Source organism: Rhizobium sp. L9 (assembly GCF_002531885.1).
In the GTDB taxonomy this organism is placed as follows: Bacteria; Pseudomonadota; Alphaproteobacteria; order Rhizobiales; family Rhizobiaceae; genus Rhizobium.
On sequence record NZ_NWSZ01000011.1, the window covers coordinates 173,802 to 186,455 of the forward strand.

General features: G+C 61.5%; 12 protein-coding genes and 1 pseudogene. 6 read left to right on the plus strand and 7 right to left on the minus strand.

What is annotated here, in order from left to right:
* Positions 1–9 precede the first annotated feature (9 nt).
* From CO660_RS13410 to CO660_RS13420, 3 genes are read right to left on the minus strand one after another with little or no spacing between them, the layout of a single operon-like run.
* Complete coding sequence (locus CO660_RS13410) at positions 10–735, minus strand: ABC transporter permease subunit (RefSeq protein WP_097599110.1); 726 nt, start codon at positions 733–735, stop codon at positions 10–12.
* Between the two features lie 12 nt (positions 736–747).
* Complete coding sequence (locus tag CO660_RS13415; protein WP_097599111.1) at positions 748–1,521, minus strand: transporter substrate-binding domain-containing protein; 774 nt, start codon at positions 1,519–1,521, stop codon at positions 748–750.
* A gap of 49 nt (positions 1,522–1,570) precedes the next feature.
* Entirely contained in the window at positions 1,571–2,350 is a 780-nt protein-coding gene (locus tag CO660_RS13420) for an ATP-binding cassette domain-containing protein (protein ID WP_097599112.1), read from the minus strand.
* Between the two features lie 162 nt (positions 2,351–2,512).
* On the opposite strand from CO660_RS13420, the gene CO660_RS13425 reads away from it, so the two are divergent.
* From CO660_RS13425 to mctP, 6 genes are all read left to right on the plus strand, one after another.
* Positions 2,513–2,977 carry an Lrp/AsnC family transcriptional regulator gene (locus CO660_RS13425; protein WP_064807195.1) on the plus strand — a complete coding sequence of 155 codons (465 nt, stop codon included), beginning with the start codon at positions 2,513–2,515 and terminating at the stop codon, positions 2,975–2,977.
* Between the two features lie 84 nt (positions 2,978–3,061).
* Positions 3,062–4,447: a cache domain-containing protein gene (locus CO660_RS13430; RefSeq protein WP_097599113.1), complete on the plus strand. Its 1,386-nt coding sequence runs from the start codon at positions 3,062–3,064 to the stop codon at positions 4,445–4,447.
* Positions 4,444–5,115, plus strand: a complete 672-nt coding sequence (locus CO660_RS13435; RefSeq protein ID WP_097599114.1) for a response regulator transcription factor — start codon at positions 4,444–4,446, stop codon at positions 5,113–5,115. The genes CO660_RS13430 and CO660_RS13435 overlap by 4 nt, the downstream gene beginning before the upstream one ends.
* 101 nt (positions 5,116–5,216) lie before the next feature.
* A complete protein-coding gene (locus tag CO660_RS34305) occupies positions 5,217–5,348 on the plus strand; it encodes a hypothetical protein (protein ID WP_280952985.1) in 132 nt (43 codons plus the stop codon).
* Positions 5,349–5,360: 12 nt separating this feature from the next.
* Positions 5,361–5,558, plus strand: a complete 198-nt coding sequence (locus CO660_RS13440) for a DUF3311 domain-containing protein (RefSeq protein ID WP_097599115.1) — start codon at positions 5,361–5,363, stop codon at positions 5,556–5,558.
* Positions 5,548–7,023, plus strand: a complete 1,476-nt coding sequence (gene mctP, locus CO660_RS13445; RefSeq protein WP_097599116.1) for a sodium:solute symporter family monocarboxylate transporter — start codon at positions 5,548–5,550, stop codon at positions 7,021–7,023. The genes CO660_RS13440 and mctP overlap by 11 nt, the downstream gene beginning before the upstream one ends.
* A 78-nt stretch (positions 7,024–7,101) precedes the next feature.
* On the opposite strand, the gene CO660_RS13450 is transcribed toward mctP, so the two are convergent.
* The 4 genes and pseudogenes from CO660_RS13450 to CO660_RS13465 form a co-directional block, all read right to left on the minus strand.
* The gene (locus tag CO660_RS13450) at positions 7,102–9,075 is read right to left on the minus strand and encodes a methyl-accepting chemotaxis protein (protein ID WP_097599117.1); all 1,974 of its coding nucleotides are present in this window, start codon (positions 9,073–9,075) and stop codon (positions 7,102–7,104) included.
* Positions 9,076–9,720: 645 nt separating this feature from the next.
* Positions 9,721–10,791: pseudogene (locus CO660_RS13455) on the minus strand (LLM class flavin-dependent oxidoreductase).
* A gap of 311 nt (positions 10,792–11,102) precedes the next feature.
* Positions 11,103–11,441, minus strand: a complete 339-nt coding sequence (locus CO660_RS13460; RefSeq protein ID WP_097599118.1) for a hypothetical protein — start codon at positions 11,439–11,441, stop codon at positions 11,103–11,105.
* Positions 11,442–11,536: 95 nt separating this feature from the next.
* A complete protein-coding gene (locus CO660_RS13465; RefSeq protein ID WP_097599119.1) occupies positions 11,537–12,634 on the minus strand; it encodes a substrate-binding domain-containing protein in 1,098 nt (365 codons plus the stop codon).
* Positions 12,635–12,654 lie beyond the last annotated feature (20 nt).

Here is a 12,654-nt window from a genome sequence, read left to right on the forward strand (position 1 = left end):
GCGCTTTCTTCAGGCCAGACGCGGCTGTCCCCGCCGCACCCGCCCTTCGATCAGTTTGAAGACGACGTTGGAAGCGAGTGTGATGGCGAGATAGAGAAGAGCCGAGGCAAGAAAAAAGACGAAATAGTGTTTGGTGCTCGCCCCGGCGAGGCGGGTGGCGAGCGCCAGTTCCTGATAGCCGACGACCGCGACCAGCGCGCTGTCCTTGGTGACCGACATCCACAGATTGGCAAGGCCGGGCAGCGCATTCGGCAACAGCGCCGGCAAGAGGACGCGACGGAAGCGCAGCACCGGCCCCATGCCGAAAGCCTTGGCGGCCTCGATCTGGCCGACGGGAATGGCAAGGATCGCGCCACGCAGCACCTCGGTCATATAGGCGCCCTGCACGAAGCCGAGAACTGCGACGGCGGCGACGAAACCGTTCACCTCGACCGGCGGCAGATTGAATGCCGCCAGCAGCCGGTTGAGGCCATCGGTGCCGGCATAATAAAGTCCGACGATCAGGATCAGCTCGGGAACGGCGCGAATGACCGTCGTATAGAGATCGAGCACGAGGCGGAGCGCAGGATTACCTGAAAGCTTTCCAAGCGCACCGCCCGTGCCAAGCAGCAGGCCGACAGCGAAGGCGCAGGCGGAGATGGCGACCGTAGAGACCGCACCTGCCAGAAGAACGCCGCCCCATCCCGGAGGATAGGGCGAGAGCAGGTCCAGAATGCCTTGTTGCCCGGTCGCCATTTCTAGGAGAGCTTACTTCGCGCCGTAGATATCGAAATCGAAGTATTTCTTGGTGATTGCGTCGTATTGGCCGTTGGCGCGAACAGCAGCGATCGCCTTGTTCAACTTGGCTTTCAGCTCTGTATCTTCCTTGCGCAGGCCGCCCGAAACACCAGCGCCCAGGATCTCCTTGTCGTCGGCGACATCGCCCATATTGGCGCAGCAATCCTTGCCCGCATCGCTTTTCAGGAAAGCGTCGAGCGCGAGGGAATCACCGAAGACATAGTCGATGCGGCCGGAAGCGAGATCCTGGAAAGCTTCGTCGAGCGTCTGGTAGGTCTTTTCCCCGGCAGCGGCAGCAAAATACTTCTTGTAATATTCCGACTGGATCGTCGACACTTGAATACCGATGGTCTTGCCCTTCACATCCTCTGCCGTGGCACCCGGCTTCTGGTCCTTGGGGCCGATCAGCCTGCTCGGGGTGTTGTAATATTTGTCGGTGAAGTCGATCACCTTCGAACGTTCCGCGGTGTTCGACATCGACGACCAGATCACGTCGAACTTCTTGCTCTCAAGAGCCGGAATGAGGCCGTCCCAGGAGATCTCGACGATCGAGCACTTCTCCTTCATCTCTTCGCAGACGGCATTCATCAGGTCGATTTCCCATCCCTGCCACTGACCCGAGGCATCCTTGGCAAAGAAGGGCGGGTAGGATTCGTTCATGACGCCGAAGCGGACTTCGGCCTGTGCCGCGACTGCGGAAAGCGCAATTGCGACGCCGGCGAAAAGCGTGGGGAGCAGTTTCATTCGCAGGATTCTCCTGGTTCGTGTTGTCGGTGATGGCTCGATGCAGTGATCAGTGGGCGCTAAGGCGGGTGAACTCCCGGCAGCGGGCGCTGACGGGCGCCCCGAAGACGCGTTCCGGCGGGCCTTCCTCCTCGATCCGCCCTTGGTGCAGGAAGAGGACGCGGCTCGAGACGTCGCGAGCGAAGCGCATTTCATGTGTGACGATCAGCATGGTCCGGCCCTCTTCCGCCAGATCGCGAATGACTTTCAGCACCTCGCCGACCAGCTCCGGATCGAGCGCCGATGTCGGCTCATCGAACAGCATGACGGCGGGATCGACGCAGAGCGCTCTTGCGATCGCCGCGCGCTGCTGCTGGCCGCCGGAGAGAAAGGCGGGATAGGCGTCGCGCTTGTCGAAGAGGCCGACCTTCTGCAGCAGGGCTTCCGCCTTTTCGATCGCTTCGCGCCTGGAAACGCCCAGGACATGCACCGGCGCCTCGATGACGTTTTCCAGCACGGTTCGATGAGCCCAGAGATTGAAGCTCTGAAAAACCATGCCGAGTCCGGTTCGCAGCCGCTCGATCTGCCGCCAGCTCTGCGGCTGCAGCCGGCCGCCGCGGCCGCTCTTCAGAGCGACCTCCTCACCGTTCACGGCGATGCGGCCACGATCCGGCGTTTCCAGAAAATTGATGCATCTGAGGAAGGTGCTCTTGCCAGAACCGGACGAGCCGATAATGGAGATGACGTCAGACTTATGGGCCTCAGCCCAAATACCCTTGAGAACCTGTTGCGAGCCGAAGCTTTTATGAAGATCTTCGACGCGAAGAGCAGGAATGGGCTGATCCGACATGCATGGGTCCGGCTGAACTGAGTTTGCGAAGGATAATGATAAAGTTGCGCGGTTTTTTCGCGCAATTTCTGCCTCTTCTGCATTTAATGTGCAAAATAATCTTTCTCATGCGGCAAATCAGGCAGAACGCATGAGCCGCGAAACGCCGAAATGGACTGGATAATGGAACAACTGGATCGTTTTGACCGTGACATCCTCGATATCGTTCAGCGCGACTGCCAGCTGAAGGCGGAAACGATCGCCGAGCGGGTAGGTTTGTCGGTCTCGGCCGTGCAGCGGCGGCTGAAGCGGCTGCGTGAGGAGGGCATCATCAAGGCGGAGGTCGCCGTCCTCGACCGGAAGGCGACGGGGACATCGATGGTGTTCATCGTCGGGATGGAGATCGAGCGGGACAATTACGACGCCTTGGCGAAGTTCCGCGTCTGGGCGGAAAAACAGGATCATATCCAGCAGGTCTATTACGTCACGGGCGCGGTCGATCTGATCGCGATCGTCACCGCCCGCGACGTCGAGCATTATGACGACATCGCCGCCCTGATCATGGCTGACAATCCGCAGATCCGCCGCATGCATACGAATGTGGTGCTGCGGGACGTCAAGCTCGGCCTATTCGTGCCCCTGGAATAGCCATCACCTCATATCGCCGGCAAGCTGCTGGACTCATGTCGGACAAAGGGCATAATTCCGGACGCATTTCGGGAGGAACGAGCCTTGACCCTACGACACCAGATCATCGCATTGGCGATCGTTCCGCTCGTCATTTCGATCCTTGCGATCACCACCTTCATCACCTGGCAGTCGGCAAATCTCGCCAAGAACAGCATCGACACATTCGAACAGAACATGTTGAAGACCAAGGAAGGCGAAATCCTCAACCTGACCAACCTTGCCCTGTCCGCCATCCAGACGATTTACGACAAAGCCGGCCCCGACGACGGAGCCGCCAAGCAGCGGGTGGCTCGGATTCTGACCTCTCTCGACTATGGCAGGGATGGCTATTTCTTCGTCTACGACTATGACGGCAACAATATCGTCCATCCGCGCCAGAGTTTCCGGCATGGCCAGAATTGGCTGGACCTGACCGATCCTGACGGCGACAAGGTGATTGCCGAGCTGATCGCCACGGCAAAGGCGGGCGGCGGCCTGCATCAATATAAATGGCAGAAACCTTCCACGGGACAGATTGCCGACAAGCTCTCCTTCGTCGTCAGCCTCGACAAATGGCGCTGGGTGGTGGGCACCGGCGTCTATCTGGACGACGTCTTTGCCCAGAGCGCGGCCGCCAATGCCGTGATGCGCGCCAACATCAGGCGAACCTTCGTCATCGTCGCGCTGATTGCCGTGCCCTCGGTGCTCGTCGTCTTCACGACCTGCATGCTCCTGACCTTCCACGAGCGCCGCATGGCCGACAGCCGCCTTAAGGAACTGACGCAGCGGGTCATCGACACCCAGGAAGAGGAGCGCACGCGGCTGGCGCGCGAGTTGCATGACGGCATCTCGCAGACCCTTCTCGGCGTACGCTATGCAATGGACCTGGCCGGTCGCAAGGTCAGGACCAATGTCGACGATGCGGCGCTGACCATCGAGCGCGGCGTCGAGGCGCTGAACGGCGCCATCAAGGAAATACGGCTGCTCTCGCACGATCTGCGCCCCCGCGTGCTCGACGACCTCGGCCTGACCGCGGCGCTCGAGGCTCTCTGTCATCACTTTGCCGAACGGACGGGGATCGAGACTGATATCGACGCCTCGGGCTTTAATGGCATGCTGAAGGCGGAAGCCAACACCGCCCTCTACCGCGTCGCCCAAGAGGCCTTCAACAATGTCGAGCGGCACTCGGGCGCCTCGAAGCTTTCGGTCAAGCTGTGGAGCGACGGCGGCCGCGCCCGCATGATGATTTCAGACAACGGCACCGGCTTCGACGGCAGCAAGGACGGCGGATCCGGCGGATCGGGTCTCGGGCTGCGCAACATGCAGGAGCGCATGGCCCACTTCCGCGGGCTGTTGCTCATCAACAGCAGCGAGTCCGGCACGACGCTGACGGCGATGATGCCGAGATCGGCCAATCTGCCCGCCGGCAAGCAGGCGGAAGCCGCATGAATGAACGCGCGAAAATCAGGGTTCTCCTGGTCGACAACCATCCGCTGGTGCTGGATGGGTTGAAAGCGGTGTTGGAAACATTCGACCATATCGAAGTCGCCGGTACCGCCGGGCTCGCGCAAACGGGTCTCGACATCGCCCGGCAGATCCAGCCGCAGGTGGTGTTGATGGATATCAACATGCCGAAACTCAGCGGCATCGATGCGATCGAACTGTTCAGGAACGAGCTTCCCCAAGCCCGGGTCGTAATGCTCTCCATGCATGACAGCCGCGAATACATCTCCTCCTCGGTCATGCATGGCGCTGCCGGCTACGTGCTCAAAGATGTTTCGACGGACGAGATCGTTGCGGCCATCGAGACCGTGGCTGACGGGGGCACCTATTTCTCCTCGGGGGTCTTCGACGCGCTGATGGGCGAACGCGCAAACGAGGGCAGCGATCCCCTGACGCCTCGCGAGCGCGACATTCTCGGACTGATCGTTGCCGGCAGAAGCAACAGGGAGATTGCCGAAGCGCTCGGAATAACCTCCGCCACGGCGGAAACGCACCGCAAGAACCTCAAGAAGAAGCTCGGCATCGCCACCACGGCCGGCCTCATCCGTTACGCGCTCGATCACGGTATCGTCTCGAAAATCAGCGGAAATCCTCGCCTACCCACTTCTGGGTAGACGCCGGCATTTCCGCCCCGCGCCCATCTTGTGACGACAAAACCGACGCCATAGGACTCCATCCGCGGCTGGCCAAGTGTCAGTCGTTGGGAGGAATTCATATGCGTTACATCAGCTTTCGATCGGCTGGAAAGGTCGAGCGATCCGAACCGGGCTCGCCGCGGCCTGCGGCTGACAGACCCGCCTTCCACGCCGACAACTGGAACATGGCGACCGCCGCCTGCGGCGCCTGAAAGGTACCCGACATGGAAAGACCACATAGCAAGGCAGCGCTTTGGCTGCTTATCATCCCGTACATAGGGCTCCTCTGGCCGCCGTTCTACAATCTCCGGGAGCCGTCGCTTTTCGGCTTTCCCTTCTTCTATTGGTATCAGCTTCTCTGGGTGCCGATCACAGCGACGCTGACCTGGATCGCCTATCGGAGTGCTCGCCATGACGACTGACATCAACGTCACGGCGCTTGCCGTCTTCATCTTCTTTTTCGCCCTCGTCACCGTCATGGGTTTCGTCGCCAGCCGCTGGCGCAAGCCCGAGACGCTGGCTCATATCGATGAATGGGGTCTCGGCGGACGCAACTTCGGTACCTGGATTACCTGGTTCCTCGTCGGCGGCGATTTCTATACCGCTTATACCGTGATCGCCGTCCCGGCGCTGGTCTACACGGTCGGCGCCTACGGCTTCTTCGCGCTGCCCTATACGATCGTCGTCTACCCCTTCGTCTTCATGGTTATGCCGGTGCTGTGGAAACGTGCCAAGGATTTCGGCTATGTGACGGCAGCCGACGTCGTCCATGGTCAATATGGATCGCGCGGTCTCGAGCTTGCTGTCGCGGCGACCGGCGTCATCGCCACCATGCCTTACATCGCCCTGCAACTCGTTGGCATGACGGCGGTCCTGAAGGCGCTCGGACTGCATGGCGAATTGCCGCTGGCGATCGCCTTCATCGTGCTGGCGCTCTATACCTATTCGGCGGGCCTGCGCGCGCCCGCCTTGATCGCCTTCGTCAAGGACATCATGATCTATATCGTGGTGATCGCCGCGGTCGCGCTGATCCCGTCGAAGCTCGGCGGCTACGCCAATGTCTTCGCCTCGGCCGATGCGGCCTTCGAGGCCAAGGGCTCCGGCAACCTGCTGCTGGGCGGCAATCAGTACGTCGCCTATGCCACGCTCGCTCTGGGCTCGGCGCTTGCGGCCTTCATGTATCCGCATACGCTGACAGGCATCTTTGCCTCCAACAGCGGCAAGACGATCCGCAAGAATGCGATCATGCTGCCGGCCTATACGCTGCTGCTCGGCCTTCTGGCGCTGCTCGGCTATATGGGCCATGCCGCCAACCTGAAGCTTGACAGTGCGAACGACGTCGTTCCCACGCTGTTCAAGACGCTGTTTTCGGGCTGGTTCTCCGGCTTCGCCTTTGCCGCGATCGCCATCGGCGCGCTGGTGCCGGCGGCGGTGATGAGCATTGGCGCGGCCAATCTCTTCACCCGCAACTTCTGGAAGGCCTATGTCGATCCCAAAGTCAGCGATGCGGGCGAGGCCAAGGTCGCCAAGGTGACATCGCTCGTCGTCAAGGTCGGCGCGCTGCTTGTCATCCTTTTCCTGCCGACGCAGTTCGCCCTCGACCTGCAACTGCTCGGCGGCATCTGGATCCTGCAGACGCTCCCGGCGCTGGTCTTCGGTCTCTACACCGGCTGGTTCCGTGCACCCGGCCTGCTTGCCGGCTGGTTCGTCGGCTTCTGCGGCGGCACCTTCCTGGTCTGGGATGCCGGCTGGAAGCCTCTGCATCTGATCAGCCTCGGCGGCGAACCCTTCACCGTCTATACCGGCCTGCTGGCGCTGGCGGCAAACATCGCGGTTGCAGTCGTGGTCAACGCCCTGCTTCCAGCCAGGACCCCGGCTCGGGCGTAGGCACGAAAACGCGAAGGGCAGCAAACGCTGCCCTTCCTCATTGCAAATTATGGCAGCGGCGCAGGAGCGCTTCCGCGATCAGAATTCTTCCCAATCGCCCGCCAATGCCGTGTTCCCCTGGACCGCCGCGCCGCCCTGGAACGACTTGCCGATCTTCGCGATCATCTGCCGAGCGGGCGAGGCGACAGGTTGAGCGTGCTGCGCTGCTGCGGCGGGCGGCGTCATGCGCCTTGATGCCACCGCTGCGCCGATATTGAACTGGCTGAGCAACTGGAACAGCGCATCGGCTTCCTTGGCGAGGTTATGGGCGGCAGCTGTGGCTTCCTCCACCATGGCGGCGTTCTGCTGCGTGCCCTGATCCATCCTGTTGACAGCGGCGTTGATCTCTTTCAGCCCCGTCGCCTGTTCCTGCGAAGCGCCGACGATCGCGCCGACATTGCCGTCGACCTGCTGCACCTGCGCGGCAATCTCCTGCAAAGCCTTTCCGGTCTCGCCGACGAGGGCGACGCCGCTCTTCACATGGCCGTTCGAAGCGTTGATCAGTTCCTTGATCTCCTTTGCCGCCTTGGCGGAACGCTGCGCCAATTCGCGCACTTCCTGGGCGACGACGGCAAAGCCCTTGCCGGCTTCACCGGCGCGGGCGGCTTCGACGCCGGCATTCAGCGCCAGCAGGTTGGTCTGGAAGGCGATCTCGTCGATGACGCCGATGATGCTTCCGATCTCGGTGGCGGAGGATTCGATCTTGCCCATGGCGTCGACCGCATCGCGAACGACGCTGCCGGAGCGTTCCGCATTGTCCTTGGTCTTGCGGACGAGCTGCCCGGCTTCCTGAGCCCTGTGGCTGGAGTCGGCGACGGTGGTCGTGATTTCTTCCAGAGCAGCGGCGGTTTCCTCGACGGAAGCGGCCTGCTGTTCGGTCCGCTTGGCGAGATCGTCCGAGGCCGACCGGATCTCCTGTGCCCCGGCCGCGATGGCGCTGGCGTTCTGAGAGACCTTCTGCATGGCGGCGCGGAGCTTTTCGACCGCGGCATTGAAGTCGGCGCGGAGCTTTTCCAGGGACGGAATGAACGGGGTGTCGATCTGCTGCGTGAGGTCGCCGTCTGCCAGGGCCTGCAAGGCGTCGCCGAGCCGGCCGACAGCCTGGTCCGTTTGCTCCGCATGGGTGCGGCGTTCGTCGGCATCCTGCTCGAGGCGTTGCCGCTCCGCGACAGCCCGCTTGCTTTCCTCATCGGCTTGCCGTTCCGCCTTCGCCGAAATCGCGTCACGCAAGCCGGCCACGGCGCGCGCGAGCTTGCCGATCTCGTCGCCGCGCGCTTCGAGGCGACGATCGCCGTCGAGATTGCCTTCCGCCATCGCTTTTAGCGAAAGCTGGAGTTTTGCCAGCGGACCGATAATCGTACGGGATGTGATGACGGCAGCGACCATAGAGAGAAGAGCCGCGATCCCCAGCGCCGTCAGCACGATCGGCTTGAACCCGCTTGCGGAACTGCGAACCGTACCGCCGATCGTTTTGTTCAACGCTTCCTGATAGTCGATGAATTTATTGATGGCGCCGAGCCACTGCACGAAAGCCGGACGGGCCTGTTCGAGCAGGATCTTGCGGGCCGCTTCGCCGTCGCCCTTCTCCTGCAGCGCGATGATCTCGGCGACTAGAGGATTGGTTTTCGCCTGAATGCCGGCAATCTCGTTGAGAATGGCTTTTTCCTGATCCGTGGCACCTGCCGGGGATGCAACCATGTCGGCCATGCGCTTTTCATTCTCGGCATAAGTGGCCGCGAGCTTATCGATCAGCGCCTCGGCGGCCTTGCGTTCATCCGCCGAGGTCACCAGGGTCACGTCGCGGATGGCGATCGCCCGATCATGCACGCTGCCGCGATAGTTGATGGCAAAGCGTTGCTTGACGCTGTTGACGTCATTGATCGTTTCAAGATCGCTGTTGATCTTCGCCACCTCGACCGCCGAATAGATGGCCAGGCCGGCCATCAGCAGAACCAGGAAGCTGAAGCCGAGGGTGAGACGCACCGCGATCCCGAAATTCTTAATGCTGTTCATTGGCACTCTCCATGGTTGGCGAGGTTGTCAAAAGTCGCTGGGACATCAGGATCGCTCGCGACTCCTCATTCAAGCGTGCGGTCCTCGATCCGTACCCGAACACGTCCCGAGGCACTGTTCGCGCCCGACATGCCACTTCGCATGCACTGCACATTGTCCGGGAACGGCCGAGCCAATGCCCAGGAGGCGCGGAAAGTAACATCGTCGATTTCGTGCAAGATTTCGGAAGCCCGGCTCGCCGTCATGGCGTAGGTGACGATCCTGAGAACGCCTTCCCGATATCCTAAAAATTTAGGGGAATATATTTTAGAGAATGTAAACGGAGACGGCAGAGAGCCAGTAAGCTGCGTTTTTCGTATATCTTGTGCGCATTTCTTGCACGGCCGCCATGCGGGAAGAGTATGCTAAGTTGTTTCACAGAAACGGCCGACATCTGCTGTTGTAAATTCGGCGCTCAACTCTTTCGCCGCCTTGCACTCGGACAATGATCTGGGAACGCCGGACGGAAATCGCGAATCACTTCGGATGCACTGCGGCAGCGCAAACGATGCTTGGCGCCGACTCTACGTCACCAACAATTCCGGCCGCAACAATGTGCTGCAACGATCCGACATCGTGTGCCCATGGAATTGCCCGTCAGCGGCGTCAGCCACGCAGCAGCGGCAGAAGCTGATCGCCCTGACGCTTGATCTCGGAGAGGTAAGGCGTATCCGAAAGCACGAAATGCGATATCCCCAGTTCCTGATATTTGCGCAGCGAGCGGGCGACCTCTTCCGCCGAGCCCACCAGCCAAGTGGTGCCGGCCCCGCCGCCGCCGAACTTGCCCGGCGCGGTATAGAGATTATCGTCGAGCACGTCGCCGCGCTCGTGAAGAGCGAGCAGCCGCTGCTGGCCGACGGCAAGTGCACGCTGGTGATCGTGCCAGCCGGCGCCGTTGTTTTTCGCCATCTCGGCGACCTTCGCCTCGGCATCGGCCTAGGCTTCATCCGTCGTATCGCGGACCAGCGTTGTGATCCGCAGCCCGAATTCCAGCGGGGGAAGGTCGCGGTCGAGGTCCCGGCTCAGTACCTTGAGCCGGTCGATCCGTTCCCGGACGCCGTCGAGCGGCTCGCCCCAGAAAAGCTGGACATCGGCCTCGGCGGCCGCCACCCGTTCGGCCGCCTCCGACGCACCGCCAAAATAGAATTTCGGGTGCCGGCGGTCGCCGCGGACCTCGATGCGCGGCACCACGGTGGATTCGGTGACCCGGAAATGCTCGCCTGCTGAGGTGACGTTTTCTTCCGTCCATAACCTGCGGACCAGCCGCATGAACTCCCTCGTCCTGCTATAACGATGCGCCTGATCGCCTTCGCTGTCGCCATAGGCGGCCAGATCATCCTTGCCTGAGACGATGTTGATCCGCACGCGCCCGCCCGTGAGGTGGTCGAGCGTCGCCGCTGCGGACGCGAAATTCGCCGGCCGCCAATAACCCGGACGGATCGCAATCAGCGGCTCGAAGGTGGTGGTGCGCGCGGCGAGCGAGGCGGCGACGGTGAACGTGTCGGGGCGGCCCCAGCCGGTGCCGATGAGCGCGCCCTTCCAGCCATGCTCCTCCAGCGCCCTCGCATGGCTGGTCAGCATATCGAGGCTGTTGTGATTGTCGACGGCGGAATCGCCGCGATGGCCGGGCCTGACGTCGTTTGGAATATACCAGAGAAATTCGGAATTATTGCTCATGCGATGCTGCGGATCTGCGCGGTTGGAAGAAGAAGGCCTCCTGAGGAATCATGCGGTTATCTGCCTCGCCGGGCGCCATGCGGGGTAAGATGGAGCATTGCCCACTAAAACAGTAGACTATTTAATTTAATATTGGCGGCGCTGATGGAAAATTGTCCCAGAGGTCGGTGCCCGCGGGCTTGGCAGCGTCCCAATAGGAAAAGCGCCTGGAACGCTTGTTCGCAGGCGCTTTAAGATTGTTCGATCACTGTTCTCGATCTTGCGGCCGGGCAGCGTCCGTCGCTCCAGTCGGCGCGGAAAATGCCCGGCGGTCAGGCAATGGCCGGCGGGTATTCGTTGGCCTGGAAGACATGGTGATGCACCTTGCCGGTGAAGAGCTGCAGGAGTTCGCCGGTGACCTCGCGGCTCTCAAAGCGCACATCGGAGCGAAGCGCTGCGTTGACCGCATCCATATCGGGATAACGTATGGCGAGAGCCATGGCATAGACCGGAGCGCCTTCGTCGCGCTCCAAGCCATCAAGCACCCGGACTTCCTCGGCGCCTGGAAATTTCGTCCAGAGAGGGACGAGCCGCTGCCTGACAAAGGCCCGGAATTCCTCTTCTCGGCCGGGATGGATTTCGCCTTCAAACAAAGCATAACGAATGATCATGGGTTCTCTTTTCCAAAACTCGCCGGAGCTGGATCGATATTGGCGTGGTGTCAGCGGGGGTAAGGGCGTATCCGCAGATACGCCCTTGGGAAGGCTTATTTGCCCCAGATTTTCTTGTATTGATCGCGATAGCCGTTGTCGGGATCGAAGCTGTTCTTCGGCCCGCCGTCGAATTCGACGTTCGCGCTGGTCACCACGTGCAGCGGCGACACGTAGCCCGACCACGGCGCACCCGCGAAAGCGCGGTTCAGTTCGTCGACGAGCTGCCAGCCCTGGAGGTTGAGCGGCTCGGCGACCGTGACGGCCTGATACTGCTTGGCGCGAATGCGCTGATAGGCGCTCTCCGAACCGTCACCCGCGGCGACGTTGACCGGCTTTCCGTCGCCGGGAATGCCGGCAGAGGCGAGCGACGGTCCCATGAAGTCGTAATAGAGGTCGTTGATCGCCAGCGAATGCGTCCACTTGGCGCCGTACTTCTGCAGAAGCGACGTGGTCAGCTGCGGCATGCGCTGCGAGGTTTCGGCGATCGGCGTGTCGACATATTCGAGCACCGTGCCGCCGAAATCCTCGATCTCCTTCTTCATGCGGTCGGCCTTGGCGATCGCGATCGCATAGGTGGAGTCGGTGAAGATGATGACACCCGGCTTGCCGCCGGCATCGGCGAAGGCCCAGTCCGCCGCAGACTTCGATACTTCCATCGCATCGGTGGTCACGTTGGCGAAGACGCCGACTTCGGGAACCGGGCCGACGGCCGAGGCGGCATGCCAGGAGACCATCGGAATGCCGGCAGCCTTTGCCGCTTCCATTGCCGGCTTCTGCTCGACGGCGTCAAAGCCGTTGATGATGATGCCATCGGGCTTCAGCGCCATGGCTTGGCCGAAGGCCGCCGTCCGGCCGCCGATCGAACCAGCGCCGTCGAGCACTTTCACCGTCCAGCCGAGCGCGCTGGCCGCTTCCTGCACGCCATTGGCGACGCCGAGGATACCGCCGTTTTTCATATCGGCTGCAAGAATGACGATGTTCTTTCCGGTGGCGCCTTTGGGGCCGCTCGTCGGGCCATCCCATGCGCTCACCTTGGAGGCATATTTCTCGACCACGGCTTTGGCGTCGGCCATGGAATCGGCCAGTGCCGGCACGCTGAGCATAAAGGCGACGGTTGCGACCGTTGCCTGCAATAAGGTCCTGCGCTTCATGTTCACTCCTCCATTTTGTT

Bases quoted from the DNA above. Each gene is read 5' to 3' on its own strand.
- CO660_RS13410 (WP_097599110.1), bottom strand. From the start codon at position 735: ATGGCGACCGGGCAACAAGGCATTCTGGACCTGCTCTCGCCCTATCCT.
- CO660_RS13415 (WP_097599111.1), bottom strand. From the start codon at position 1,521: ATGAAACTGCTCCCCACGCTTTTCGCCGGCGTCGCAATTGCGCTTTCC.
- CO660_RS13420 (WP_097599112.1), bottom strand. From the start codon at position 2,350: ATGTCGGATCAGCCCATTCCTGCTCTTCGCGTCGAAGATCTTCATAAA.
- CO660_RS13425 (WP_064807195.1), top strand. From the start codon at position 2,513: ATGGAACAACTGGATCGTTTTGACCGTGACATCCTCGATATCGTTCAG.
- CO660_RS13435 (WP_097599114.1), top strand. From the start codon at position 4,444: ATGAATGAACGCGCGAAAATCAGGGTTCTCCTGGTCGACAACCATCCG.
- CO660_RS34305 (WP_280952985.1), top strand. From the start codon at position 5,217: ATGCGTTACATCAGCTTTCGATCGGCTGGAAAGGTCGAGCGATCCGAA.
- CO660_RS13440 (WP_097599115.1), top strand. From the start codon at position 5,361: ATGGAAAGACCACATAGCAAGGCAGCGCTTTGGCTGCTTATCATCCCG.
- mctP (WP_097599116.1), top strand. From the start codon at position 5,548: ATGACGACTGACATCAACGTCACGGCGCTTGCCGTCTTCATCTTCTTT.
- CO660_RS13450 (WP_097599117.1), bottom strand. From the start codon at position 9,075: ATGAACAGCATTAAGAATTTCGGGATCGCGGTGCGTCTCACCCTCGGC.
- CO660_RS13460 (WP_097599118.1), bottom strand. From the start codon at position 11,441: ATGATCATTCGTTATGCTTTGTTTGAAGGCGAAATCCATCCCGGCCGA.
- CO660_RS13465 (WP_097599119.1), bottom strand. From the start codon at position 12,634: ATGAAGCGCAGGACCTTATTGCAGGCAACGGTCGCAACCGTCGCCTTT.